At 61.6% G+C, this 26707-nt stretch carries 20 protein-coding genes and 1 tRNA gene; 14 read left to right on the top strand and 7 right to left on the bottom strand.

The features are described from left to right. Nucleotides 1–28 precede the first annotated feature (28 nt). From ACZ9HU_RS12910 to fabG, 3 genes are read left to right on the top strand one after another with little or no spacing between them, the layout of a single operon-like run. A complete protein-coding gene (locus ACZ9HU_RS12910; protein ID WP_476105492.1) occupies nucleotides 29–841 on the top strand; it encodes an LD-carboxypeptidase in 813 nt (270 codons plus the stop codon). Nucleotides 842–894: 53 nt separating this feature from the next. Next, nucleotides 895–1830 (top strand): ACP S-malonyltransferase, encoded by a 936-nt coding sequence (gene fabD, locus ACZ9HU_RS12905; protein ID WP_476105490.1) that lies wholly within the window; start codon nucleotides 895–897, stop codon nucleotides 1828–1830. A 3-nt stretch (nucleotides 1831–1833) separates the two neighbouring features. Continuing rightward, nucleotides 1834–2574 carry a 3-oxoacyl-[acyl-carrier-protein] reductase gene (gene fabG / locus ACZ9HU_RS12900; RefSeq protein WP_476105489.1) on the top strand — a complete coding sequence of 247 codons (741 nt, stop codon included), beginning with the start codon at nucleotides 1834–1836 and terminating at the stop codon, nucleotides 2572–2574. A 51-nt stretch (nucleotides 2575–2625) separates the two neighbouring features. Here the strand turns inward: fabG and recF are convergent, their stop codons facing one another. Then, on the bottom strand, nucleotides 2626–3708 hold the full coding sequence (recF, locus tag ACZ9HU_RS12895; protein WP_476105487.1) for a DNA replication/repair protein RecF: 1083 nt from the start codon (nucleotides 3706–3708) through the stop codon (nucleotides 2626–2628). A 200-nt stretch (nucleotides 3709–3908) separates the two neighbouring features. Between recF and ACZ9HU_RS12890 the strand changes: the two genes are divergently transcribed. Then, entirely contained in the window at nucleotides 3909–4112 is a 204-nt protein-coding gene (locus tag ACZ9HU_RS12890; protein ID WP_476105486.1) for a PspC domain-containing protein, read from the top strand. A 226-nt stretch (nucleotides 4113–4338) separates the two neighbouring features. Here ACZ9HU_RS12890 and ACZ9HU_RS12885 read toward each other — a convergent pair whose 3' ends face one another. Together ACZ9HU_RS12885 and ACZ9HU_RS12880 are read right to left on the bottom strand one after the other, a co-directional pair. Then, nucleotides 4339–5085 carry a queuosine precursor transporter gene (locus ACZ9HU_RS12885; protein WP_476105484.1) on the bottom strand — a complete coding sequence of 249 codons (747 nt, stop codon included), beginning with the start codon at nucleotides 5083–5085 and terminating at the stop codon, nucleotides 4339–4341. 91 nt (nucleotides 5086–5176) lie between these two features. Beyond that, a complete protein-coding gene (locus tag ACZ9HU_RS12880; RefSeq protein ID WP_476105483.1) occupies nucleotides 5177–7993 on the bottom strand; it encodes a TonB-dependent receptor in 2817 nt (938 codons plus the stop codon). A 239-nt stretch (nucleotides 7994–8232) separates the two neighbouring features. Here ACZ9HU_RS12880 and ACZ9HU_RS12875 point away from each other — a divergent pair. From ACZ9HU_RS12875 to ACZ9HU_RS12865, 3 genes are all read left to right on the top strand, one after another. Further along, a tRNA-Arg gene (locus tag ACZ9HU_RS12875) sits at nucleotides 8233–8309 on the top strand. A gap of 250 nt (nucleotides 8310–8559) precedes the next feature. Then, on the top strand, nucleotides 8560–9573 hold the full coding sequence (locus ACZ9HU_RS12870; RefSeq protein ID WP_476105482.1) for a Rieske 2Fe-2S domain-containing protein: 1014 nt from the start codon (nucleotides 8560–8562) through the stop codon (nucleotides 9571–9573). 96 nt (nucleotides 9574–9669) lie between these two features. Beyond that, complete coding sequence (locus tag ACZ9HU_RS12865; protein ID WP_476105481.1) at nucleotides 9670–10680, top strand: LysR substrate-binding domain-containing protein; 1011 nt, start codon at nucleotides 9670–9672, stop codon at nucleotides 10678–10680. Here ACZ9HU_RS12865 and epsC read toward each other — a convergent pair. Beyond that, nucleotides 10677–11648 carry a serine O-acetyltransferase EpsC gene (epsC, locus tag ACZ9HU_RS12860; protein ID WP_476105479.1) on the bottom strand — a complete coding sequence of 324 codons (972 nt, stop codon included), beginning with the start codon at nucleotides 11646–11648 and terminating at the stop codon, nucleotides 10677–10679. The genes ACZ9HU_RS12865 and epsC overlap by 4 nt on opposite strands. Nucleotides 11649–12107: 459 nt before the next feature. Here epsC and katG point away from each other — a divergent pair, with 459 nt between their 5' ends. Beyond that, the gene (katG, locus tag ACZ9HU_RS12855) at nucleotides 12108–14369 is read left to right on the top strand and encodes a catalase/peroxidase HPI (protein WP_476105477.1); all 2262 of its coding nucleotides are present in this window, start codon (nucleotides 12108–12110) and stop codon (nucleotides 14367–14369) included. A 66-nt stretch (nucleotides 14370–14435) separates the two neighbouring features. Here katG and ACZ9HU_RS12850 read toward each other — a convergent pair whose 3' ends face one another. Then, entirely contained in the window at nucleotides 14436–16214 is a 1779-nt protein-coding gene (locus tag ACZ9HU_RS12850) for an IlvD/Edd family dehydratase (protein ID WP_476105475.1), read from the bottom strand. Between the two features lie 186 nt (nucleotides 16215–16400). Here ACZ9HU_RS12850 and ACZ9HU_RS12845 point away from each other — a divergent pair, with 186 nt between their 5' ends. Genes ACZ9HU_RS12845 through ACZ9HU_RS12830 form a run of 4 tightly spaced genes read left to right on the top strand, consistent with a single transcriptional unit; the run spans nucleotide 16401 to nucleotide 20577 of the window. Next, nucleotides 16401–17531, top strand: coding sequence for a fumarylacetoacetate hydrolase family protein (locus ACZ9HU_RS12845; protein WP_476105472.1), 1131 nt, complete (start codon nucleotides 16401–16403; stop codon nucleotides 17529–17531). Continuing rightward, nucleotides 17528–18286: a D-xylose 1-dehydrogenase gene (xylB, locus tag ACZ9HU_RS12840; protein ID WP_476105469.1), complete on the top strand. Its 759-nt coding sequence runs from the start codon at nucleotides 17528–17530 to the stop codon at nucleotides 18284–18286. Before ACZ9HU_RS12845 ends, xylB begins: the two co-directional genes overlap by 4 nt. Further along, complete coding sequence (locus tag ACZ9HU_RS12835) at nucleotides 18286–19143, top strand: SMP-30/gluconolactonase/LRE family protein (RefSeq protein ID WP_476105467.1); 858 nt, start codon at nucleotides 18286–18288, stop codon at nucleotides 19141–19143. Before xylB ends, ACZ9HU_RS12835 begins: the two co-directional genes overlap by 1 nt. Nucleotides 19144–19164: 21 nt before the next feature. Next, a complete protein-coding gene (locus ACZ9HU_RS12830; RefSeq protein WP_476105465.1) occupies nucleotides 19165–20577 on the top strand; it encodes a sugar porter family MFS transporter in 1413 nt (470 codons plus the stop codon). A gap of 59 nt (nucleotides 20578–20636) precedes the next feature. Here ACZ9HU_RS12830 and manD read toward each other — a convergent pair whose 3' ends face one another. Next, nucleotides 20637–21845, bottom strand: a complete 1209-nt coding sequence (gene manD / locus ACZ9HU_RS12825; RefSeq protein WP_476105464.1) for a D-mannonate dehydratase ManD — start codon at nucleotides 21843–21845, stop codon at nucleotides 20637–20639. Nucleotides 21846–21957: 112 nt separating this feature from the next. On the opposite strand from manD, the gene ACZ9HU_RS12820 reads away from it, so the two are divergent. Then, entirely contained in the window at nucleotides 21958–22716 is a 759-nt protein-coding gene (locus ACZ9HU_RS12820; RefSeq protein ID WP_476105463.1) for a FadR/GntR family transcriptional regulator, read from the top strand. Here ACZ9HU_RS12820 and ACZ9HU_RS12815 read toward each other — a convergent pair. Continuing rightward, the gene (locus ACZ9HU_RS12815) at nucleotides 22713–23495 is read right to left on the bottom strand and encodes an IclR family transcriptional regulator (RefSeq protein WP_476105462.1); all 783 of its coding nucleotides are present in this window, start codon (nucleotides 23493–23495) and stop codon (nucleotides 22713–22715) included. The genes ACZ9HU_RS12820 and ACZ9HU_RS12815 overlap by 4 nt on opposite strands. Nucleotides 23496–23722: 227 nt before the next feature. Here ACZ9HU_RS12815 and ACZ9HU_RS12810 point away from each other — a divergent pair, with 227 nt between their 5' ends. Beyond that, complete coding sequence (locus ACZ9HU_RS12810; protein ID WP_476105461.1) at nucleotides 23723–26683, top strand: TonB-dependent receptor; 2961 nt, start codon at nucleotides 23723–23725, stop codon at nucleotides 26681–26683. Nucleotides 26684–26707 lie beyond the last annotated feature (24 nt).

The raw sequence follows: 26707 nt of genomic DNA, 5'->3' as shown, positions 1-26707 counted from the left end.
AGAAGCAACTGTATATGCCTTCTTTCCCATGACCAAGATTGCCATTTGCGCCCCGGCCTGTCCCATCACGCCTGACGATGTTGCCAAAGCACAGGCGGTGGCGGCCCAATATGATCTGACGCTGGAATTTCACCCGCAATGTTTCGCCAACAGCGGGCATTTCGCGGGCGAGGACGATGTGCGTCTGGCCGCTTTTCTGGATTGCGCCAATGATCCGGGCGTGGACGCGGTGTGGTTCGCCCGCGGCGGTTACGGCAGCAACCGCATCGCCCAGCAGGCCGTGGCCCAGCTTGGCCCGGCTTCGGCCTACAAGACCTATATGGGCTATTCGGACATGGGCTATATGCTGGGCGCGCTCTATCGGGCGCGGGTGGGGCATGTGTGCCATGGCCCGATGGTGGCTGATGGACGCCGTTCGGGCGGAGAGGCTGCCTTGCACCGCGCCCTTGGCTTTTTTGCGGGCGCGCGCGATGGTTTGGAACCGGCGCTGATGGGGGAAAAGCATCCCGTTGTGGCCTTTAACCTCACCACGCTGGCCATGTTGGCGGGGACGCCGATCATGCCGGGGCTGGCGGGCCATGTGGTCATGGTCGAAGAGGTGAGCGAACACCTCTATGCCATTGACCGGTTGATGTTTCATGTGACGGCGCATCTGGGCGGCGTGGCCGGGATACGGTTGGGCAGGGTGTCCGATGTGCCCGAAAATGACCGCGACTTTGGCGCCGATCCGCAACAGATCGTGGCCCAGTGGTGCGCGCGTCACGCCATTCCGTTTCTTGGCGGCGCGGATATTGGCCATGATGCGGCCAACCGCATTGTTCCGTTTGGTCTTGCGTCTTAAGCCTATCCGCAATAACCCGCGCCCACTTTGCATTTATCAGGGATTATCGCGCAATGCGGGCTTTCGTTTTTCCGGGTCAGGGCAGCCAGAAGGTTGGTATGGGCGTCGAACTGGCTGCGGCCAGCGCCGTTGCCCGTGAGGTTTTCGAAGAGGTCGATGATGCGTTGGGCCAGAAATTGTCCGCGATCATGGCGCAAGGCCCCGAAGACGCTCTGACGCTGACCGAGAACGCACAGCCCGCGATCATGGCCAATGCCATTGCGACGCTGCGCGTGCTGGAGGCCGAGGGTGGCATCCGTCTGGCCGACAAGGCCGACTTCGTCGCGGGCCATTCTTTGGGCGAATATACGGCGCTGTGCGCGGCGGGGGCTTTCTCGCTGGCCGATACGGCGCGTTTGCTCAAACTGCGCGGGCAATCGATGCAGGCGGCTGTGCCGGTGGGCGTGGGCGCGATGGCGGCCTTGCTGGGCGCGGATATTGAAAAGGCGTCTGCTCTGGCCGCGGCGGCGGCCGAGGGTGAAGTCTGCACCGTCGCCAATGACAATGATCCGGGTCAGGTCGTGCTGTCGGGCCACAAGGGCGCGATTGACCGCGCCATTGCTCTGGTCAAGGAACATGGCATCAAGCGCGGCGTGGCCTTGCCGGTGTCGGCGCCTTTCCACTGCCCGCTGATGCAGCCTGCTGCCGATGCCATGGCCGAGGCGCTGGCCAAGACCGTGCCGGACGCGCTGTCGGTGGCGTTGTTTGCCAATGTGACCGCCGATGTCGTGACCGATCCGGCCTTGGTGCAAAAGTTGCTGGTCGAACAGGTTTGCGGCCGTGTGCGTTGGCGGGAAAGCGTGATCGCCATGCAGGCCGCGGGCGTGACCGAGTTCGTCGAACTGGGCGGCAAGGTGTTGGGGCCGATGATTGGCCGCACCATCAAGGACGTGAAAATTACCAGCGTGGTGACGATGGCCGACATCGAAGCGCTGCTGAAGGAGATTTGAGCGATGTTTGATCTGACGGGTATGACCGCGCTGGTTACGGGCGCATCGGGTGGCATCGGTTCGTCGGTGGCGCGCGCGCTGGCATCGCAAGGCGCGCGTCTGGCGCTTTCGGGCAGCAATCAGGCCAAGCTGGAGGCGTTTGCTGCCGAACTTGGCGGCGATCATGTGTGTCTGGTGGCCGATCTGTCGGACAAGGACAGCGTTGAAGGTCTGATCCCTGCCGCTATGGCTGGTCTGGGCAAGCTCGATATTCTGGTCAACAATGCCGGGATCACGCGCGATAACCTTGCCATGCGCATGAAGGATGAGGAATGGGAAGCCGTCATCCGCATCAACCTTGAAGGCGCGTTCCGCCTGATGCGTGCCGCGACCAAGCCGATGATGAAGGCCCGTTTTGGCCGCATTATCAACATCACCAGCGTCGTGGGCGCCACGGGCAATCCGGGCCAGATCAACTATGCCGCCGCCAAGGCTGGCCTCGTCGGCGCGTCCAAGTCGCTGGCTCAGGAACTGGCCAGCCGCAATGTGACGGTGAATTGCGTCGCCCCCGGTTTCATCCGCACGGCGATGACCGACGTTCTGCCCGATGCGCAGAAGGATGCGCTCAACAGCCGCATCCCGATGGGCCGCATGGGCGAAGGCGAAGACATTGGCGCGGCGGTTGCCTATCTGGCTTCGAAGGAAGCGGGCTATGTCACCGGCCAGACGCTGCATGTGAACGGCGGGATGGCAATGTTCTCGTAAGAGAGTTCGTTTGCCGAACATTACGGGGCGGGGGCGGTTGCGCTTCCCGCCCTATTCTTTTGTAACGCTGCCCTCGGCCACCCACCAACAGGCCGCCTTGCCGTTCAACGCGTCAAAGGGCGCGACTTCGGTGCCGGTCATCCATACCTGTGCCGCGCCAGCCTCCAGCCGTTCAAACAGCGCCCCGCGCCGGATCGGATCGAGATGGGCCGCAACCTCATCCAGCAGCAGCAGGCGCGGACGGTCTGCATCGCCCGACAATTCGGCATGGGCCAGCGTGATGGCGATCAGCATTGCCTTCTGCTCGCCGGTTGAACATTCGGCGGCGGGTTGGTTCTTGGCCGCCATGGTCACGCCAAGGTCGTCGCGGTGCGGCCCAGTCAATGTGCGCTGCGCCGCGCGATCCCGGCGGCGATTGTCACGCAACGCCTGCGCCAGTTCGGCCACAACAATCGGCCCGCCCGCCTGATAGGAGAGCGCAGGCCGTGCAAAGGGCGAGGGGGGCAGGGTTTCAAGCTTGGCGTTAAGTGCCTCGATCAGCCGCGCTCGCCCGCTGGCCAGCGCGCCCCCCGCCTCGGCAATTTGTACCTCTATGGCGTCGAGCCAGCGCGCATCGGGTTCCTGCGGGGCGGAGAGCAGGCGGTTGCGTTCGCGGATGGCGGCTTCGGTGCGGGCGGCATGGGCGGCATGGGCCGGATCCAGCGCCAGCGCCAGACGGTCAACAAACCGCCGCCGTCCGCCCGGCGAATCCATGAACAAACGGTCCATCGCCGGGGTCAGCCAGAACAGGCCAAGCCATTCCGAAAGCGACAGCGCGCTGGCATCCGCGCCATTGACCCGCACGATGCGGCGGCCCGGTTTATCCGGCGCGGTGCCCGTGCCCAAACGCACCCCGACGCCATCGTGCAACAGGTCGGCCGAAACCGCAAAGGCCCCGTCGCCCGACTGTCCCGCCATATCGGGCAGGGCCGCCCGGCGCAGCCCGCGTCCCGGCGCAAACAGCGAAATGGCCTCAAGGATATTGGTCTTGCCCGCGCCGTTTTCGCCCACCAGAAGGTTGAACTTTCCCGTCCCCTCCAGCGCGGTGGCGCGGTGGTTGCGGAACCAGCCCAGACGGATGCGATCAAGCGCCATGGGCCGCGCTGTAGCGGGATTGTGCGACCCATGCCAGCCTTGGTGAAAAATGCCAAGGGATAGGGATTTACGCCATGCGGCGGCGACGCCTTTGCGCGGGATCGGCAGAATTCCCAGACTTTCCGCATTTGGCACGGGCCATGCAGTTCCATCGGTATCAGCGGCGGCAACCGACCAGCCCCGCGCCAAGGAGAAAACCGATGACCAATTATGACCCCATCCGCCCCACCAATGGCTTTATGCTCGACCGCCGCAATAAGAAGATCTTTGGTGTCTGTTCGGGCATTGCGGCCTATTTCGGTCTCGACGTGACGTTGGTGCGCGTGGCTTTTGCCCTTGGCGCTATTCTGGGGTTTGGGTCGCTCTTTATTGTCTATCTGGCGATTGCGTTGATTGCGGATTGATGGTGAGGGAGGGGGTGCCTCCGGCGGGCAAAGGGCGGGAGCCCTTTGCAATCCCGATACTGTCTGTGTGGCGCGGGATTTCACCCTTGGTGCAACCTTGCAGCGCCGCAGGCTATTAACCCGCTTCGCGGATCAGCGCATATCGACGAACTCAACCACCACCCCATTCATGGGATTGCAAAGGGCCCCCGCCCTTTGCCCGCCGGAGGCCAAACTTCAAACCCCCTTAAACCTCCGCCGCCTTGGCAAAAGGCGAGAAGGACGTGTCCGTATCGAACACCTCAACCCCTTCGCGCTTTTTCAAAAAGCCCACCACCCAATAGGTTGCCGGGGTCAGGATGACTTCCCAACTGACCTTGATGGCCCATTGGGTCCATGCGACCTGCATCACCTGCGCCCCGGTCCAGCCGTCGGCGGCATAGAAGGCGAGGGGGTAGAAGAGCGCGCTGTCCACCGCTTGTCCAAAGATGGTTGAACCGATGGTGCGAGTCCACAGCTTCGATCCGTTGGTAGCGATCTTCATCTTGGCAAGGACAAAGGAATTGACGAATTCCCCCGCCCAGAACGCCGCGACAGAGGCAAAGACGATGCGCGGGGTTTGGCCGAACACGCTTTCATAGGCGGCCTGTCCGGTCCATCCCGCATCGGGCGGCAGCGCCACGACGACCACGCTCATAAACACCATGAAGATCAGCGCCCAGAAGCCGACCCAAATGCAGCGCCGCGCATGGGCATAGCCATAGACCTCGGTCAGAACGTCACCGATGATATAGCTGATAGGAAAGAACATTACGCCCGCGCCAAAAGGCCATGGGCCGATCAGGGGCAGGTCGACCACCGCACGCTTGCCCGCCCCGATCAGGTTGGACAGCAGCAGGATCGTGACAAAGGCCACCATCACATAATCGAAATAGCGAAAGTGGCGACGCGCGCCCGCGCTGCCTTCGATGCGGAAGAGGGGGGATTGGCTCATGGATTTCACGCTAACCCGCAATGGCGTGATGGCGCAAGAAAAAGGGCGCCCCGGATGGAGCGCCCTTTCGTACATCAACCCTGACCCGTCATCAGAAGTTGAAGCGAACACCCCCGGTAAAGCGGCGTCCAAAACGTTCCCATTCGGTGGTGTAGTTCTGGCTGAACGTGGCCGAACCGCCGCTGGCGTTGATCAACCCGCTGGGATCGACAAAGCGGCGACCCGGTTGGTTCAGCAGGTTGGAGGCGTCGAAATAGATCGAGAGGCGCTTGTTGATCTGATAGCGGGCCGAGAAGTCCATTTCATCGTCCGCCGCCCAATAGCTGTCGCCGCCTGCCGACAGGTCATCGCCGATGGCGTCGAGCCATTTCGAACGATACTGATATTGCAGGCGCAGGGTCAGGCCATATTTTTCGTAATAGCCGCCAAGGTTATAGACCATGTCCGAGGTGTTGGGCAGGCGTACCTTGCGCGCGGCATAGGCGCCATAAGCCGCCTTGGTCACCGAACTGTCGTTCAGCATCATGTTGGCGTTGATGCCAAAACCGCCCATCCAGTCGGGCAGGCCCGCCTTTTGTACCCAAGGTTCAAGGCTTTGCTGAAACGCGACTTCCAGACCCATCAGGTGGCCCTTGCCGGCATTGTTGATGCCGGAAAAGAGATAGTTCGAGCGATCCACACCGTTCGCATTGAGCGAGGTCGAGCCGTAGGTGCGCACCGAGGTGTAAAGAACGTCCTCAACCTGTTTGTAATACAGGCCCGCCATCAGGAAGCCGCTGGGGCGCATGTACCATTCGAAATAGGCGTCCACGCCATAGGCGCGCTCTGGCTTGACCGCAGGGTTGCCGCCAGAAATCGCCTGATTGGTGTCGCTGACGACCACGTTGGGGCGCATCTGGTCATAATCGGCGCGCGCCGCGCCGGTGGTGAAGGAGAGGCGCAGCTTCTTGGTCTGATCGACGTTATAGTTGAAATGCAGGCTGGGGAAGGCCAGCAACTGGCTCGATTTGGCCGACAGGTTGCTGGTGGTCGAAACCCCGGCGGAGTTGGTGATCGTGCCCACCGCATTACCGCTGTTGGTCACGTTTTCCAAACGCACACCGGCCAGGATGCTGCCCCAGTCATAGCGCAGGGTGCCCATCAGGAAACCGGCATAGACCTGTTCCTGTACGCGGTAATTGTTGTCGGTGACGGGCGTGCGTGCGTAAAGCTGACGCGCCTTGTCTGATGCTGCGCGCATCTTGGCCGTGTCGAAATAGTGGAACGTATAGCCCATCGCGATCTTGCCCATAAAGGGCTGGTTCGTCGAAAAGCTGCTGTAATCGGCCAGGCCCAGCGCCGCCAGATTCGACGTGCCCGACACCGAAATCTGCATTTCATTGGCGGTTTTGGTGCGCTGGTCGAACTGGAAACCGGCCTTGAGCGTCAGGTTGCCGCCAAGGAATTCGGTCTGTTTGGACAGGACGACGCGGCCGGTATAGGCGCGGGTCATGTCGATGGCGTCCAGCAGATTGAAGGACGACGCAGGTTTGGTGAACGTGTCGATGTCCGTCACGCGCGTGCCCGCCGACAGGACGCCGCCCGAACTGTTGGTCGTATAAAGCGCCAGCGTCGAGAGGTTGGGGTTGGTCAAATCATAGGCCACCGTCGGACGCGCGGTCAGCGTGCTGGGGCTGTCCCAGGTGACTTCGCCCACGACCGAGCGGTCATCCTTGCTTTCGGTATAATTGCCGGTCCAGTTCAGCGCCCAGCCGCCGTCGAATTCATGGCTGCCCTGAAGCGTGTTGGTAAAGATCGACTGGCGATAGGCGCGCAGGGTCGAACGCTGGCGGATGTCGATGCCATAGATCGTGCCCTTGGTGGGCGTGTTGCCTGAACACACATCGGCATAGGCCGAGGTCGCATAGGACGACTTGACCGACGTGTCGCAGGCCGCACTGGCATTGCTCAGCGAGGATTGCTTGTCATCCATGTCGAAGCGGTAATTGTCGCGCGCTTCGTCGTCGGAAAAAATCGTGTAGATCGAGCTGAACGAGATCGTGTTGCGATCGTTCGGCTTGTAATCCAGACGCCCGGACACCGACCAGTTCTTGCGCGTCAGGCGATAGAGCTTGTTTTCGCTTTCGGCCACCCAGATGCGGTTGGCATTGCCGGGGCGCTTGTCCTGGCTGACATTTTCCCAGTCATTTTCGAAATTGTCGGTCACCATGTCGCGCTGGTAATAGCTGCCCGAAAGCAGCACGCCCAATTCGCCTTCGCCCACGTTGAAACGGTCGGACAGGACCAGCGAGCCTTCATATTCCGGGCGGCTGCCATATTCCTGCTGGCCATAACCGGCCTTGCCGTTGATGTGCAGGCCGCTGAAATCAAAGGCCGAGCGAGTGACGACATTGACGTTGCCCGACACGGTTTCGCCCGGCATGTCGGGGGTCACGGCCTTGTTGATGATGATCTTGCCCGCGATGGCCGAAGGCACCGAGTCAAAGCGGCTCTTGCGCCCTTCGGGGCTGACCACATTGACGCCGTCAAAGGACAGGGTGGTCCAGTTCTTGGGGCCGCCACGCAGCGAGATATAGCGCGCCTGACCCTGATCGCGTTCGACTGCCACACCCGGCAGACGCCCTGCGGCCTGCGCAATGTTCTGGTCCGGCAGGCGCCCCACGGCGTCCGATGCCGCCACCGTCACCAGCGAATCGGACAATTGCTGAACCTTGAGCGCGGCGGCTTCGGATTCGGCAATCGGACGCGCGCCCTGAACGACGATGGATTGACCATCATCGGCGGCGGCGGCATCTGCGGCCGCAGGTGCTTCAACAGCATGCGCGGCAAAGGGAAGGAACATGGCCGAGCCAAGCAAGGCAAGGCGCACGCGGCCCACGGCGCGTCGCGCGGCAAAGGAGGATGTCATGGATGTGCCCCGTTCTTAGTCAGTAAACTTGGGGTCGCGCTAGGGATGGAATTTGACAGATCTGTTCCGTTCCTGTGACATGGACTGTCATATTTGGCGATTATATGGATTTTATATGCCGTTGAACTAATGACATTTTTGTTACATTTGACGGGATCTGTCGATCCACCTTTGCGCTATCCCATCATTGTCGCTATGGGGTGGTTCGCCTGTCGGCTTTAGGCCGGTTCACGGCATGCGCGCCCGTAGCTCAGCTGGATAGAGCACGAGCCTTCTAAGCTTGGGGTCACAGGTTCGAACCCTGTCGGGCGCGCCAATTTCCTTTTGAGTAGATGCCAAGGCACGTTGGCATGCTTGACTCGAATCACCGTTCCAATTTATCCATTGCCCCGCCCGCAACGCGGGTACAGCCTGATGATCGGCATGGTCGATCTGGCAAGGCGCCCACGGGCGTCCGCTGCAGGCCCCACAGCTTTTTGGGCGGGACAATCCCGCGTGTGGGTGCGGGCGTGCAGTAATCAACACCATTGGCATGACCCGTTCCCGATTGGAGAGGAGACGTGTCGATGGGGGATTTTGTCCGCAATGCCTGGTACATGGCCGCATGGGCCAATGAAGTGCCGCAGGAGGGATTTCTGGCGCGAACGCTGCTGGATGAACCGTGGTTGATCCTGCGCCATTCGGGCGGTGAATGGGTGATGATGGCGGATAAATGCCCGCACCGCTTTGTTCCGCTCAGCCGGGGCAAGCGGGTGGGGGATACCGTTGCCTGCGGCTATCATGGTTTGACCTTTGGCATGGATGGCGCCTGTGTGTTCAACCCGTTTGGCCGCGAATTGCCGCCACAGGCGCGGGTGGCGACGCGACCGCTGGTGGAACGGCATGGGGCCTTGTGGTTCTGGCCGGGGGATGAAAACCTGGCCGATCCTGCGACGATCCCGGATTTCGGATTTATCGATGATGATCGCGATGCGCGCGACCATCTGTTGATGGATGTGAATTACGAACTGATCGCGGACAATCTGCTCGATCTCAGCCATGCCGAATTTCTTCATGTCGAGACGTTCGGCGTGAATGGCGCGCTGTTCGAATCCGGGCGGCAAACCGTGGAGGGCGATGATACCGGCGCGGTTTGGAACAAGTGGGATATGCCCGGATCGCGCCCGCCCGCATGGGCCGCCGCCATGGTGGGTGATGGCGAGGCGATTGACCAATGGATGCATATTCGCTGGCATGCGCCGGCGTCTCTGGCGCTGTTCATCGGCATGGCGCGTGACGATGGGCAAAGGCGCAACTTTCTGGTCCCGCCCATGGCCAATCCGCATATCCTGACGCCCAAGAGCCAGAGTGAAACCCACTACTTCTTCACCCGCGAACATGGCGATGAGGCCGCCCGCATGGCGCGCAAAGTCTTTCTGGAGGAAGACGAGCCGATGATCCGTGCTCAGCAGGCCGCAATGAACGGGCTTGATTTTTGGGAGATGCGTCCGGTGATCCTGCCGTCTGATGCGGCGGCCATCCGGGCCCGGCGACGTTTGATGCAGATGCGGCGTGAACAGGAGGGTGCCTTGGCGCAATAGCTGGTCTGATGTGCGGCCAAGACTATGTTGTTTGCCTTGGTGGAATATACTCAACTAATGAGATAGACATATCGAGGCAAACATCAGAGGGGCCGCATGAATTTCCAGCAATTGCGCTATGTGCGGGCCGCATTGCACAATGACCTCAACCTGACCGAGGTTGCCAACCAGCTATTTACGTCCCAATCGGGCGTCAGCAAACAGATCCGCGATCTGGAGGCCGAACTGGGCATCGACATCTTTGTCCGGCGCGGCAAAAGGCTGGTCGGCGTGACCAAGGCGGGCGGACAGGTGGCCGATGTGGTCGAACGCCTGTTGCACGAGGCGGACAATCTCAAACGCCTGTCGGCCCAATTCGTGGCGCAGGACAAGGGGCGCCTGACCATTGCGGCGACGCATAATCAGGCCTCCTATGTCCTGCCGCCGGTTCTCTTGCGCTTTGCCCGTGAATTTCCCGATGTAGAGGTCGAAATCCGTCAGGGCACGCCGCGCTATGTCTCGGACATGCTGCTGCGCGGCGAAGCGGACATTGGCCTTGCGACACAGGCGCTGGACGAGGTTTCCGATTTGTCCACCTTTCCCTGTTTCGATTGGGACCATGTGGTGATTGTGCCCGATGGCCATCCTCTGGCGCGTTTGTCGGCGCCCACTCTGGCCGACATCGCCGGTTTTCCGCTGATCACGTACAGCCGGGATTTTGCGGGCGGTTCGGCGGTGGTCGATGCCTTTGCCGCGGCGGGTTTGTCGCCCGATCTGCGGCTGACGGCGATGGATGCCGATGTGATCAAGACCTATGTACGCCTTGGCATGGGGGTGGGCATTGTCGCGCAAATGGCGGTTATCAACGGCCATGGCGAAGGGCTCAAAGTCTTGCCCCAATCGCATCGCCTGTTCCCGCGATCCAGCACCAAGGTGGCGCTGCTCAAAGGATCCTTGCTGCGCAACTATGCCTACAGTCTAATGCAGATGCTGGCGCCGCATGTGCCGCAAAAGGTGCTGACCGGCGCACGGCCCATGCCGCCGCAGGCGGGCAATCTGGCCTGTTTTGCCGAAAGGTCGGACCTGCATTTCGACTGGGGCGCAAAGCCCCGGTCGGTTGCCGCTTAGGGCCAATTTTCCAGCGGGTCGGTTTCGATGGAGATGCTGGGCGTGCCCTGACGCACGACGCTGCGCGGGGCGACGGATTTGGTCAACCAGACATTGCCGCCAATCGCGCTGCCCGCGCCGATGGTGATGCGGCCAAGGATGGTCGCGCCCGCATAGATCACCACATCATCCTCGATCACCGGATGGCGCGGCGTATTCAGCAGGCGCCCGCTTTCATCCGAGGCAAAGCTGCGCGCGCCAAGGGTGACGGCCTGATACAGGCGGACGCGTTTGCCGATGATGGCGGTCTGGCCGATAACGACGCCGGTGCCGTGGTCGATGAAGAAGCTTTCATCAATGGTCGCGCCGGGATGAATGTCGATGCCGGTGCGCGAATGGGCGATTTCGGTGATGATCCGCGCTACCAGCGGCGCGCCCTGACGGTACAGCACATGGGCGATACGATAGTGCAGCATCGCCGTCAGCGACGGATAGCACAGCAACACCTCGTCCACCGTGCGCGCGGCGGGATCACCGGCAAAGGCAGCCTCCAAGTCGGTGTCGAGCAACCGGCGCACATCGGGCAGATTATCGGCCAGCGCCGTGACGATGGCATTGGCCTGTGCGTGGATTTCGGCCTCGTTCTGCGCCCGGCCCGCGTGCAGTTCCATGCGGATCTGCGCCGCCAGATCGGGCAGCGCCCTGCGCAGCGAGGCGATGACAAAGGCGTCCTCTGTATCCAGCGTCAACCCGCGCGGCCCCAACCGCATCGGAAACAGCGCCGAGGCCAGATTGTCCAGAATTTGACCCAGCGCCAAACGCGAGGGAAACCCATGCGCGCCATAGGCCGAGTCATGATCCTGGGACAGGCGCCATTGATGCCGCCGCCCGCGCAATTGATCCGCCAGCGCCGATAGATCGACCAGAGGCGGTTCAAAGCCCGAGGCGTTGCCAGAATTCTGCGGCGCTGATGGGTTGATGTTGGTCATGGCTCAATCCGGTAGGCCGCCACGAGGGATGCGGCAAGGGGGCGCCCGCCGTGTTCGCGCGCAAACGCGGGCGGGCAGGGGACAGGCGGGGGCGGGAAAATGGCGTGGCAATGGGCATGTCTCATACGTCCTATCTGTGCAACAAAGCACGAGACACAGAGCGTGGATGCGCCGCCAGCCTCGTGCCGCTTTAGCCGTTGTTGACGCGGAGCAAGCTGACACGATGGATCAAAAGCCGCGGCCCGACGGAGAGAGGGAAGCATCTCCGTCGGACAGGAAAATCTCTACTTATTAAGTTGAGTATGATCCAGCAACGCTTGTTTGGTACAGGATTAGAAAATCTTGATCGTGGGTTGCGGCTGGCTCTGTGTGTCAAAAATCGGAATTGGCAATTATTGCCACGACTATAATCGATTTAGCCCCGAAAATGGGCGGTGATAATTCCTTGCTCGCCGATGAATGGCCAAGAAGCAGGAGTTTTCAACCATGCCGAACATGCCCTTTTCCCGCGCCGCACGGCTCATGGCGGCCACTGCGCTGCTCTCGCTGTGCGCGCCAGCCTTTGCGCAGACCGACGCATCACCCAGCGCCACCACCAACAAGGATTGGTGGCCTAGCCGTCTGGACATCAGCCCGCTGCGCCAGAATGACGTGGCGTCCAACCCTTACGGCGCCGATTTCGATTATGCGGCGGAATTCAAATCGCTCGACCTCAAGGCGGTCAAGGCCGACCTTGCCAAGGTGCTGACCACCAGCCAGCCGTGGTGGCCCGCCGATTATGGTAATTACGGCCCCTTCTTCATCCGCATGGCCTGGCACAGCGCGGGCACCTATCGCACGGTGGATGGCCGCGGCGGCAGCTCTGGCGGCGAACAGCGCTTTGATCCGCAAAACAGTTGGCCCGACAATGCCAGCCTCGACAAGGCGCGCCGCCTGATCTGGCCGGTGAAGCAAAAATATGGCCGCAAGATCAGCTGGGGCGACCTGATGGTTCTGGCGGGCAATGTCGCGCTGGAGCAAATGGGTTTCAAGACGCTGGGCTTTGCCGGTGGGCGCGTCGATGCGTGGGAACCCGACATGGTGTTCTGGGGCAGCGAGAAGAAGTGGCTGGACGCCAACAATGGCCGCCGCGATGCCAAGGGTGATCTCAAAGGCCCGCTGGCCGCCACGCAGATGGGCCTGATCTATGTAAACCCCGAAGGCCCCAATGGCGTGCCCGACCCGATTGCCGCCGCTGCCGACATCCGCCGCGCCTTTGGCCGCATGGCCATGAATGACGAGGAAACCGCAGCCCTGATCGCTGGCGGCCACACTTTCGGCAAGGCGCATGGCGCGCACAAGCCCGAGGAATGCGTTGCCCCCGAACCGGCCGCCGCCGCGATCGAGGATCAGGGCCTTGGCTGGAAAAACAAATGCGGCAAGGGCAATGCGCAGGACACCGTGACCAGCGGCCTTGAAGGCGCATGGTCGGCCAACCCAATCGCATGGACCAGCCAGTATCTGGACAACTTGTTCAACTTTGAATGGGTCAAGACCAAGAGCCCGGCGGGCGCCACGCAATGGACGCCCAAGAATGCCGATCAGGCCAAGATTGTGCCTGATGCCCATGTCGCGGGTGTGACTCATGCCCCGATCATGTTCACGACCGATATTGCGCTGAAGGAAGATCCGGCTTTCCGCGCGATCCTGACCAAATGGCGCAAGAATCCGCAGGCCTATGCTGATGCATTTGCCCGTGCGTGGTTCAAGCTGACCCACCGCGATATGGGGCCAAAGGCGCGCTATATCGGCAATGAAATCCCGGCCCAGAGCTTCGTCTGGCAGGACCCTCTGCCCAAGGCGGATTATGCGATGGTGGATGCGGCCGATATCGCCGCGCTCAAGGGCAAGCTGCTCTCCAGCGGGCTGGAACAGCGCGAATTGATCCGCGCGGCTTGGGCATCGGCATCGACCTATCGGAATACCGATATGCGGGGCGGCGCGAATGGTGCGCGCATCCGTTTGAACCCGGCGAAGGGCTGGGCGGTCAATGATCCGGCGGAACTGGACAAGGTTCTGGCCAAACTGACCGCGATCCAGACCGAGTTCAACAAGAGCGCGCCCGGTGGCAAGAAGGTCAGCATGGCCGACCTGATTGTTCTGGGCGGCAATGCGGCGGTGGAACAGGCCGCGGCCAAGGCTGGCGTCAAGCTTGACTTGCCTTTTACGCCGGGGCGTGTCGATGCGACGCAGGATCAGACCGATCCGGCCAGCTTTGCCGTGCTGGAGCCCAAGGCCGATCCGTTCCGCAATTATTATGATGCGGCCGGAAACTGGCAGGCCCCTGCCGAGGCGATGATCGACAAGGCCGATCAACTGGGCCTGTCGGTGCCGGAACTGACGGTTCTGGTCGGCGGTATGCGCGCCTTGGACGCCAACACCGGGCACAGCGCCAATGGCGTATTCACGGCGCGTCCCGGCACTTTGACGAATGACTATTTCGTCAACCTGCTGGACATGGGCACGGCGTGGAAAAAGGCCCCCGATGGCGCGACCTATATCGGTTCGGACCGGGCCACGGGCGGGGCCAAGTGGAGTGCAACGCCGGTCGATCTGATCTTTGGATCGAATTCGGAATTGCGCGCCGTGGCCGAGGTCTATGCCAGCAATGATGCAGGCGAAAAATTCGTCCGCGACTTTGCCAAGGCATGGACCAAGGTGATGAACGCGGATCGTTTCTAAGACCCGCAATAATAGCAAAGGTACAAATGCCGCTGTTCCCACAAAGGGTACAGCGGCATTTTTCCATTAGTGGTTATGACGGGGCGTCTTGGCCGTCAGACCGCGATATTTGACCGCCATTTCGAGCACGGCGCCTTCGCCCATCTGCCCGGTCTTTTCGCGGTAGAGCTCCTCCCAAGGCGTATTGCTGGGCGGAACAGGGGGCAGGGGTTCGGCCCGGCGGCGGGCGATTTCCTCGTCCGAAACCAGCGCGTTGCAGGTGCCCTTGACCACATCGATGCGGATGATGTCGCCCGTACGCAGCCATGACAAGCCGCCGCCCACCGCGCTTTCGGGCGAGCAATTGAGGATCGAGGGGCTGTCGGACGTGCCCGACTGACGCCCATCGCCCAGTGTCGGCAACCATTGCACCCCGCGCTGGATGAGGGCGGCGGGGGGCTGCATGTTCACAACCTCCGCGCTGCCCGGCCAGCCTTGTGGGCCAGCGCCGCGCATGACGAGGATGCAGTTTTCGTCGATGTTGAGCGCAGGATCATCGATCCGGTGGTGATAATCATCACCCCCTTCAAACACCACCGCGCGCGCCTCGAATGTGCCGGGGGCATCGGGGTTGGACAGGTACCGGCCCCGGAATTCCTTGGAAATCACGCTGGTCTTCATGATACCGAAATCGAACAGATTGCCCGACAGCACAAGGAAGCCCGCCTTTTCCTTCAGCGGCTCGGCAAAGGGGCGGATAACCTCGCGGTCGCGGGCAGGGCGCAGCGCCACATTTTCCGCCACCGTTTCGCCCGTCACGCTCAGGCAATCGCCGTCCAGCACGCCCTGTTGCAGCAATTCCCACATCACCGAAGGCACGCCGCCCGCACGGTGGAATCGCTCGCCCAGAAAACGCCCGGCAGGCTGCATATCGACGATCAGCGGCAGGTCATAGCCATGCTCCATCCAGTCGGCGGCGGTGATTTCCACGCCCGCATGGCGGGCCATGGCGACGATATGGGGCTGGGCATTGCTGGACCCGCCGATGGCCGTGACCACGCGGATGGCGTTGAGGAAACTCTCACGCGTCAGGATTTTGGACGGGCGCAGGTCTTCATAGGCCATTTCCACGATGCGGCGGCCGGTTTCATAGGCAATCTGGCCGCGCTCGCGATAGGGGGCGGGGATGGCGGCGCATCCGGGAAGAGAAAGGCCCAGCGCCTCGGCCACGGCATTCATGGTCGAGGCCGTGCCCATCGTGTTGCAATGGCCCGCCGAGGGCGCCGAATCGCAGGCGCGCTGAAGGAACTCCTCCTCGTCGATCTCGCCCACGGCCAGCTTGCGGCGGCTGCGCCAGATCACCGTGCCCGAACCGACCAGATCGCCTTCATGCCAGCCATCGAGCATCGGCCCGCCCGAGAGCACAATGGCGGGAATGTCCACCGTGCTTGCCGCCATCACCTGTGAGGGGGTGGTCTTGTCGCAACCCGTGGTCAACACCACCGCGTCGATGGGATAGCCATAAAGGATCTCGACCAGCCCCAGATAGGCCAGATTACGATCCAGCGCAGCGGTGGGGCGTCGGCAGTTTTCAAAGATCGGGTGGACCGGAAATTCCATGCAGATCCCGCCCGCATCACGAATGCCGTCGCGCACCCGCTTGGCCAGTTCGAGGTGGATGCGGTTGCAGGGCGAGAGGTCGCTGCCGCTTTGCGCGATGCCGATGATCGGGCGGCCCGAACGCAATTCATCCGGGGTGATCCCGTAATTCATGAAACGTTCCAGATAGAGCGCCACCATGTCGGAGCGCGCCGGATCGGCAAACCAGTCCTGTGAACGAAAACGGCGGGTGGACTTCTCGGTCATTTCACAACTCTCCCTCGGAACAGCACTAATGCCGCTTTGCCATGATGTCAGCATTTTCCTGTCCGCCCCCGCGCCCGTGGAGCGAAACCACTTGACAGCAGGGGCATTTGCATGATGGTAGCGCTATCAACATAAGTCAACGTCACACCGCAATGTTGGCTGTCGAAAATGCTGTCTGGAGAGAAAATGTCTGGAATTTCTTCCTTCGCGGCTCTGCTGCCCGCCGATTGGCGTGGGGCGCGTTTCCTTGGCCGCGTGCAATTGCCCGAAGGCCCTACGCCCATTCTGGTTGAGGGCGGGATTGCCTATGACATGTCGGGTGTGGCGCCCACGGTTTCGCAATTGGTAGAAGCTTTGCCTCTTAACGCTTCGGCGGGTCGCTCTCTGGGGCCGCTCGATGAACTCGACGCGGCATGGCTCAGCCCGGTTGACCTTCAGGTCATCAAGGCCTGCGGCGTGACCTTCGCCACCAGCACGCTGGAACGCGTGATCGAGGAACGCGCGCGCGGCGATTCGAGCAAGGCTCTGGAAATCCGCGCCCGTATCGAGGAACGTGTGGGCGGCTCGATCCGTTCGGTCGTCCCCGGTTCGGCCGAGGCCGAGGCGCTGAAAGAACTGCTGATCGCCGATGGCCTGTGGTCGCAATATCTCGAAGTTGCCATCGGGCCTTATGCTGAAGTCTTCACCAAGGCACCCGTGCTGGCCACGGTTGGCGCGCTGGCCGATGTCGGCGTGCGCAGCGACAGCACATGGAACAATCCGGAACCCGAAGTCGTGCTGCTGGTCAATGCGGGCGGCGAGGCGGTCGGCGCGATGTTGGGCAATGACGTCAACCTGCGCGACATCGAAGGGCGCAGCGCGCTGCTGCTGGGCAAGGCGAAGGATAATAACGCGTCCTGCTCGCTTGGCCCACTGGTTCGTCTGTTTGATGACAGTTTCTCGATCGACGACGTGCGCAATGCCGAGGTTGATCTGTTGATCGAAGGGCCGGAGGGCTATCGCCTTGAGGGCCATTCTTCCATGCGCGAAATAAGCCGCGATCCGCTCGATCTGGTCCGCCAGACCTTGAGCGAGCATCAGTATCCCGATGGCTTCACGCTGTTCCTTGGCACGTTGTTCGCGCCCACGCAGGATCGTGACGATCCGGGCCGCGGCTTTACGCATAAGGTGGGCGATGTGGTGACGATCTCTACCCCCAAGCTGGGCAAGCTGGTCAACACCGTGGTCACCAGCAAGGAGGCCCAACCCTGGACGCAGGGCATTGCCGCGCTTTACACCAATCTGGCGGCGCGCGGCCTGTTGGGGGCAAAAGCATGAGCGCCGGTACAAATGGGCGCGCCATCTATCCCAGCCTTGCGGGCAAGCGCGTTTTCATCAGCGGCGGCGCCAGCGGCATTGGTGAGGGTTTTGTCGAAGCCTTTGCCGCCCAAGGCGCCAAGGTAGCCTTTTGCGACATCGCCAAGGAAGCCGGTGAAGCGGTTGCGGCGCGTCTGGGCGCGACTTTCTTTGCCTGTGACCTGACCGACTTGGGTGCGGTTCAGGCCATGATGGCGCTGGTCGAGGAAGCGCTGGGCGGCATCGACGTGGTGGTCAACAATGCCGCCAATGACGACCGTCACGGCATTGCCGAAGTCACCCCGGCCTATTGGGACGAGCGTATGGCGGTCAACCTGCGCCACCAGTTCTTTGTCGCACAGGCCGCTGTGCCCTCGATGAAGCGTGCCGGCGGCGGGGCCATCATCAACCTTGGTTCGATCAGCTGGCATCTGGGCCTGCCCGATCTGGTCATCTATCAAACCGCCAAGGCCGCCATTGAGGGCATGACGCGCGGGTTGGCGCGTGAACTGGGCCGCGACAACATTCGCGTCACCAGCATCATCCCCGGCAATGTCAAAACCCCGCGTCAGGAAAAATGGTACACGCCCGAAGGCGAGGCCGAGATCGTCGCCGCGCAATGTCTCGAAGGTCGCCTGTTGCCCCAGGACGTGGCGGCGCTGGCGCTGTTTCTGGCCTCGGACGATGCGCGTTTGATCACCGGCCATGAATATTGGGTCGATGCGGGGTGGCGATAATGGCGCCCGAACCCGTATGGCCTCTGGGCGCCACATTGGGCGAAGGCCCGGTGTGGGTGGAGCGCGACGCGGCGCTGTGGTTCGTCGATATCAAAGCGCCCGCGATCCATCGCTTTAACCCCGCGAGCGGAGAGCAAAAGTCATGGGCCGCACCCGCGCAGGCCGGCTGGGTTTTGCCCAGCGCGCGTGGCGACATGATCGCTGGATTACAGAGCGGCATCCACCGTTTCGATCCCGCGACCGGGGCGTTCACGCTGTTGGTCGCACCTGAAGCGCATCTGCCGGGCAACCGGTTGAATGATGCAACGGTTGCGGGTGATGGCGCGATCTGGCTGGGTTCGATGGATGATGCCGAGGCCGCCGACACGGGCCGCTTCTATCGTCTTGATGGCGCGGGATGCGTTGATACGGGCCTGCCTCCGGTGTCGATCACCAATGGCCCGGCCTTTTCGCCCGATGGCACGGTGCTGTATCACCACGACACGCTGGGCCGCAAAGTCTGGGCCAGCACTCTCGAGGATGGGCGCGTCGTCGCCACACGCCTGTTTGCGGATATTGACGAAGGCTATCCCGATGGCCCCTGCGTCGATGCCGAAGGTTGCCTTTGGGTCAGCCTGTTCGCCGGGTGGGGTGTGCGTCGCTATGATCCGTCGGGCGCGTTGATGCAGACGATCCGCTTTCCGGTGGCCAACATCACCAAGATCGCCTTTGGCGGGCCGGATCTGCGCACCGCCTATGCCACGACGGCGGCCAAGGGGCTTTCGTCCGAAGAACGCACTGCGCAGCCCTTGGCGGGCGCCTTGTTCGCGTTTGATCCCGGTGTTGCCGGGCAGGCGGGCGTTCTGGCCCAAATATAAGAGTTTGCGGGAGAGGGTTGCATGGAAAAAGTTTCAGAAGGCCCGGTCAATTCCGGCCTGATCGCGATGATCGTGGCGGTGGCCACGATCGGCGGTTTCATGTTCGGTTATGACTCGGGCGTCATCAATGGCACGCAAAAAGGGCTGGAGGCCGCCTTTGACCTTGGCAAGGTGGGTATCGGCATCAATGTCGGCGCGATCCTTGTCGGTTCATCGGTCGGGGCGTTCGGGGCGGGGCGCTTGTCCGACCGCATCGGGCGGCGCGGCGTGATGAAACTGTCGGCGGTGCTGTTCCTGATCAGCGCCTTGATCGCGGGTGCGGCGGGTTCTTCGTTGGTCTTCATTCTGGCGCGCATCATCGGCGGCCTAGGCGTCGGTGCGGCCAGCGTCATTTCGCCGGTCTATATCTCCGAAGTCGTGCCCGCCAACGTGCGCGGCCGCCTGTCCAGTGTGCAGCAGGTGATGATTATTACGGGCCTGACCGGGGCCTTTGTCGTCAATTACATTCTGGCGCAGGTGGCGGGCGATTCCACCGCGATCCTGTGGGTCGATCAACCGGCGTGGCGCTGGATGTTCTGGCTTCAGGCGGCACCGGCGGCGATTTATTTTGTCGCTTTGATGTTCATCCCGGAAAGCCCACGCTATCTGGTGGCGCGCGGCGACGATGCCGGGGCGCAGGCGGTTTTGACCCGCCTGTTTGATGAGGCGACTGCGCGCAAGACCGTTGGCGAAATCCGCGACAGCCTTGCCGCCGACCACCATCGCCCGCGTCTTTCCGATCTGATCGACAAGACCACGGGCCGTATTCGCCCTATCGTTTGGACGGGCATCGGCCTTGCTGTGTTTCAGCAATTGGTGGGCATCAACGTCGTGTTCTACTACGGCGCAACCCTGTGGCAGGCGGTTGGCTTTTCGGAAAGCTATGCGCTTCAAATCAATATTATATCGGGTGTGGTGTCGATCGCGGGCTGCCTTGCCACGCTGCTGCTGGTCGACCGTATCGGGCGCAAGCCGCTGCTGCTGATCGGTTCGGCGGGTATGGCTGTGACGCTGGGCATTGTGGCATGGGCCTTTTCGACGGCCATGCACGGCGCCGATGGCGCGGTCAGCTTGCCGGGTCATAACGGCCTGATCGCTCTGTTGGCGGCCAATGCCTATGTGGTGTTCTTCAACATGAGTTGGGGGCCGATCATGTGGGTCATGCTGGGCGAAATGTTCCCCAATCAGATCCGTGGGTCGGGCCTCGCGGTTTCGGGCTTTGCGCAATGGATCGCCAATGCGGCCATCTCGGTCAGCTTCCCCGCTCTGGTGGTTTCGCCGGGGTTGGCCGTTGCCTATACCGGCTATGCTTTGGCGGCGGCGGTTTCCTTCTTCTTTGTCCGCGCCATGGTGCGCGAGACGAAGGGGGTCAGTTTGGAGCAGATGAAAGGTTGAACGGAAAACGGGGGCTGAAAGGCCCCCGTTTCTTTTTGATCAATAGTGGATTATTGGCTTTACCAATTCCACATGGTGCCATCCTCCAGCCTTGCGACGGGGAGGTATGCGGGCTTGTAGGGATACTTGGCGGCGAGCGCCTCGTCGATGTCGACGCCGTGGCCGGGTGTGTCGCCGACATAGAGCATGCCCGCCTCGAACGTGTAATCGTGGGGGAAAACCTCGTCGGTTTCGGGGGTGTGGCGCATGTATTCCTGAATGCCGAAATTGGGCACCCATGTGTCGAAATGCAGCGCGGTGCCCATGGTGACGGGCGACAGATCGGTCGCGCCGTGGCAGCCGGTGCGGATCTGGTACATGCTGGCAAGGTCCGCGATGCGGCGCAGATGGGTGATGCCGCCCGCCCCAACGATGGTGGCGCGGATATAGTCGATGAGCTGGTTCTGGATCAGATCCTTGGCGTCCCAGATCGTGTTGAAGATTTCGCCCACGGCCAGCGGGGTGGTGGTGTGCTGGCGGATCAGCTTGAAGGCTTCCTGATTTTCCGCAGGCGTCACATCCTCCAGCCAGAACAGGCTGTAAGGCTCCAAAGCCTTGCCCAGTTGCGCGGCCTCGGTGGGGCTGTAGCGGTGGTGGCCGTCATGCAGCAGGTGATGGTCGAAACCATAGGTCTCGCGCAGCTTTTCAAACAGTTTCGGCACGTAATTCAGCGCCTTGCGCGTGTCCCACCCCGTCAGGCTGGGCAGCGCGGCATCGGCCGGTTCATAGAACAGCTTGCCCCGGCCCACGCCATAGGCATCCTTGACGCCCGGCACGCCGGTCTGGGCGCGGATCGCCTTGTAACCCATGTCGATATAGGCACCCACCGCATCGACCGTTTCGGCAATGTCCGACCCATTGGCATGACCATAGACCATCACGCCATCGCGGCTGCGCCCGCCCAGAAGTTGGTACAAAGGCATGCCGGCCATCTTGGCCTTGATGTCCCACAGCGCCACGTCAACCGCGGCAATCGCGCGCATCGTCACCGGCCCGCGACGCCAGTACGCCCCGCGATAGAGATATTGCCAGATGTCCTCGGAATTGCGCGGGTCCATGCCGATAAGGCACGGAATCACATGATCTTCCAGATAGGAAACAACCGCCTTTTCGCGGCCGTTCAGCGTGGCGTCGCCAATGCCGTACACGCCCTGATCGGTCTCGATCTTCAGCGTGACGAAATTGCGCCCCGGACAGGTGACAATAACGCGGGCGGAGGTGATTTTCATGGGGGTCAGGTTCCCGAATTGGTCTGCTTGTGTTAGAGAAGACTCTTGACCAATTCGAGTTGGCCTGTCAATTTCTAATTAAGCGGTAAGGCCATTTCGCGGAGATGCCCCAATGAGTGATACCAGTCCCGCGCAGCAAGAGCGGCTTTATCAGGATCTTGCCCGGCGCCTGATGGATGAACTTGTCAGCGGTCGATACGATGTGGGCGACCGCCTGCCGGCCGAACGTGAATTATCGTCGCAATTCAACGTTTCACGCCCCACCGTGCGTGAGGCGGTGATCGCGCTGGAAGTGCAGGGGTTGGTCGAGGTGCGCGTGGGTTCGGGCGCCTATGTCAAGCGCCTGCCCGGCAAGGAGGACATCCCGGGCTTCAACATTTCCGCCTTTGAATTGACCGAAGCGCGCCTGTTGTTCGAAGGCGAGGCGGCGGCTCTGGCTGCAACCACGATCACCGAGGAAGGTCTGGCAGAATTGGCCGCATTGGTCGAGGAGATCGAGCGCGAGAACCGCAATCCGCACGGCACCGAAAAGGCCGATCGCGCGTTCCACCTCGCCATTGCCCGCGCCACCCGCAACGCCGCCGTGGCCGAGGCGGTCGAGCGCTTGTGGAACCTGCGCGCCGATTCCCCGGAAAGCGCGCTGCTGCACGAAAAGGCCCGCAGCGCCAACATCAAGCCGGTGGTCGAGGAACATACTGCCGTTCTCGAAGCCCTGCGCGCCCGCGACCCGGCCGCCGCCCGCGCCGCCATGCGCACCCACCTGGCCAGCGTCCTCGACAGCCTCCTCTTTGCCACCGAGGAAAAGGCCATCGCCGAAGCACGCCGCGCATCCCAGGCCCGCAGGGATCGGTATACGAAAGCGACGAGTTAAACGCGCCAGCCTATTGCCGCGCTGACTTCCTCGGCGCATTGCTTGACCCGCATGGCCAGATCATCGGCAATGTCATCGGTCAGGTAATGCGCCGCGCTGGCGATGCTGATGGCGACACAGATCGCGCCGCGCGCATTGCGAACCGGCGCGGCGATGGAGCGCACGCCGTCGCCCAGTTCGCTGTCATGGCGGACAAGGCCCTCATCCTTGTAACGGCGCATCCGAATAAGGAAATCTTCCAGATCGGCATCGGTGCCGCTGTCAGAATGGGCTTGTTTCCAAAGCTTTTTCCAGCTTGCCTCTGTATCGTCCAGCATCAACGCCTTGCCAAGGCCGGTTTCGGCGATGGGGCGGCGGTCGCCCGGAGCCGTTGCCACACGCAGGCGTTGGCGCCCCGTCACGCGGTCAAGGTGGCGTGACCAATTACCCTCACGATTGCCGATGAAAACGCAAAAGCCGGTCTGGGCCGAAAGCGCCTCCATCCGGGGGCGGGCGATGCGGGTGTAATCTGTCTGCTCGCTGGCCAGAACGCCCAGTTGCAGCAATTTGGGGCCAAGCGCGAAGCCATCGGGTGTGACGGCCAGATAATCGCGCGTCCGCAACGCATGGGCAAGTCGGTGCGCCGTCGTCCGGTTCATGCCCAATTTGCGCGCCAGATCGACCGCGCGGATCGGCCCGTCAATCACCTCGTCCAGAATGTCGAGCGCCCGCATCAGCGTCTGCGCGCCCTTTACCGTGTTGCTGTCCGCAGCGACGTCGTTGGTTTCATCATCGGCCATGGGGCGCTTTTAGATCCTTTTGGGGCGAAATCAATCGATGTGTGCGCAATGTGAAACATGGGGGCGGTGTGGGCAAAATGCAACATCGCCGCAAATCCGCAGGAATTTTTACAATAGTCCCTCAATGTGAAATGCTCGTGCAATATATGCGTTGACGCTGTTCACATCCTGACATATCCATCATGCCAACGCGGCGCCCGCCATCGCGATGACGATGGAAAGAGGCAGTGCCCGCATATGGGATTATGGAGGGTGAATTGGGGCAGTATTCTACAGCACAATTGCGTCTGGCCGCATCCGGTCTGGCCATGATGGTGGCGGGTTTGGCCACGCATGTTCATGCGCAGGCTCCGGTCAATCCGGCCCCGGCAAAGGCCGATGAGCAGACCATTATCGTCACGGGTTTCCGCACCTCGCTGGCCGCGGCGTTGAATGAAAAGCGCAATTCGGCCGCCGCAATCGACACGATCAAGGCCGAGGACGTTGGCAAGTTCCCCGATTCAAATCTGGCGGAATCCATGCAGCGCGTTCCCGGCATCGCCCTTGCACGGGGCGATGGTGGTGAGGGCAAGAATATTTCGGTGCGCGGGCTTGGCGCGGCCTTTACCCGCGTTCGTTTGAACGGGATGGAGGGTACGGCCCAGACCGGTTCGTCCGACATTTACGGCGCGGGCAACACCGGGCGCAGCTTTGACTTCAACGTCTTCCCGACCGAAATTTTTTCCGAACTGGCCGTGCGCAAGACGCCCTCGGCCGATGTCGAGGAAGGTTCGCTGGGCGCCACGGTGGACCTGAAGGCGCCGCATCCGCTGGATTTCAAAAAGAGCTTTGTCGCCACCGTCTCGGCCAAGGGCGTGTGGAATGAGGTGAGCAAGAAGCTCGATCCGCGCTTCTCTGTGCTGTTGTCCAAACAGAATGAGGATGGCACTTTCGGCGTCCTCGCCACCGCCAGCTACAGCCACCGCAATATTCGCGAAGTGGGCTATTCGGCGGTCAACATTCTGCCGACCTATGTGAATGGCGGCTTCTGCTCGCCGCTGGGTTACGCGCCGCAAAACCCGGCGAACAATGCGGCCAAGGGCACCGACGCGGCCAATTGTTCCACCGGCAATCCACGTACCGGCAGCACGGCGGCCTATAACCTCATCCAGTCGATGACCGGCCCGTCGGGTCAGGCGGGCGGCGGGGTCTTCCTGCCGCGCATCCCGCGCTATCTCAATTCGCGTCAGGATGCCGAACGCATGGGCGGATCGCTCGCGCTGCAATGGCGGCCCGATGATGCGACCGAAATCACCTTTGACGCACTCTTCTCGCGCTTCAAGGTCACGCGCTGGGACAATTACATCGACGCGCTATCCTTTGCCCGCAACACCAGCAACAATGGGCAACCGATGGTGTCGGTGGTCGATCTGTCGGTCAAACCCAATGGCTCGCTGCTCTATGGCCTGTTCAACGGGGTCGATCTGCGTTCGGAAAGCCTGCGCGACAAATTCACCACCACCTTTGGTCAGGCGAACCTGAACATCCATCACAAGTTCACCGACAAGCTGGCGATTGACCTGATGGCGGGTTATTCCAAGTCCATCTTTGACAATCCAGAGCGCCTGACGGTCAATCTGGATGCCATCGACACGCCGGGCTATTCGATCGATTTCCGTGGCGGGGGATCGATCCCGGTCATCAAATATGGCGTCGATGTGGCAAACCCGGCCAATTTCAATTACGCGCCGGGCCGTTCGGATGGCACGGTTCTGGGCAATTTTAACACGCGCAATTGGAAGGTGACGACCCAGAACTATACGTTCGAGGCCAATTCCACCTATGAATTCAACGATGCGTTCAAACTGAAGGGCGGGCTGCAATATCGCCAGAGCGCGTTTAAGAACCGCGTTTTGGGCGTGGCGCCGGCCAATCAGGCCACGACCGCGCTGCCGGCGGGATCATCCGTGGCCGACTTCACCTATCAGATCACGGGCCTTAACAATCTGCTGATCCCCGGCGCGCTTTCCAGCTTTACCGCCACCGACATCGACAAATGGAAACAGACGGTCGGCTTTAACAATTTCACCTTCTGCGGCGTGGAATGCGGCAATGGTTCGCCCGAAGTGCGCGAGGAGCAGAAGTCGGCCTTCCTGATGGCGCAGTTCAATCTGCCCGACACTTTGCCGATCCCGATCCGGGGCGACATTGGCGTGCGCTTTGTCAACACAACCCAGCATACCGTCGGCTATGTCCCCACCGCCGCGCCCACCGGTTCGGCCTATCCCACGGTGGCGATCCCGGCGATTGTGGATCGTTCGTATAATGACTGGCTGCCCTCGGCCAATCTGGTGATGGAGTTCACGCCGCATCTGTTGGGCCGCTTGTCCGCCGCCAAGGTGATGAGCCGCCCGGAACTCAGCGTCCTGCCTTCGGGCGGGTCGGTCAATGCCGTGACGCGCACGGCCACCATTGGCAATCCCTATCTCGACCCGATCCGGGCGACGACCTATGACGCCGCACTGGAATGGTATTTCCGCCCCGGCTCGCTGCTCTCCTTTGCCTATTTCCACAAGGATATCAGCACCTATATCCAATCGGTCAGCAGTCTTGTGCCCTATAACACGCTGGGCCTGCCCAATGCGCTGTTGACCACGGCGGGGACGCAGCCGACCGATCTGTTCACCGTGACGCGATCGGTCAACACCAAGGGCGGGCCGCTCAACGGGTTTGAGGTCAATCTGCAACTGCCCTTCACCTTCCTGCGCGGGATTGGCAAGGATTTCGGGCTGCTGGCCAATTACACCCATGTTTCGTCCAAGGTGAATTACGTGCTGCAATCGAGCGGGGGCGTGGCGACACTTTCGACAACGGCCAATCTGGTCAACATGTCGCCCGATACGGCCAGCGGCACGCTCTATTACGAAAACCGCAAGTTCAGCATTCGCGGCACGATCAACTATCGCGGACCTTTCATTCGTCAGATCCCCTCGGGCGCGAATGACAGCGATGTGTTGGGCAACCACGCGACGACCTTTGTCGATGCCGCCTTCAGCTATAATCTGATGAAGGACGTCAAGCTGACCATCGAAGGCCAGAACCTGACCGACGAACACAACATCCTTTATATCGACAGCGGGCGTCAGGACCCTCTGTTCAACACGCGCACGGGCCGCACCTTTACCGTGGGCGTGAACGCCAAGTTCTAAAACTCCACCTCACACGCTCCCCCG

Source organism: Novosphingobium sp. Sphag1I (assembly GCF_056279125.1).
The sequence above is the reverse complement of the archived record's forward strand: the minus strand, read 5'-3'. Positions and strand labels throughout refer to the sequence as shown.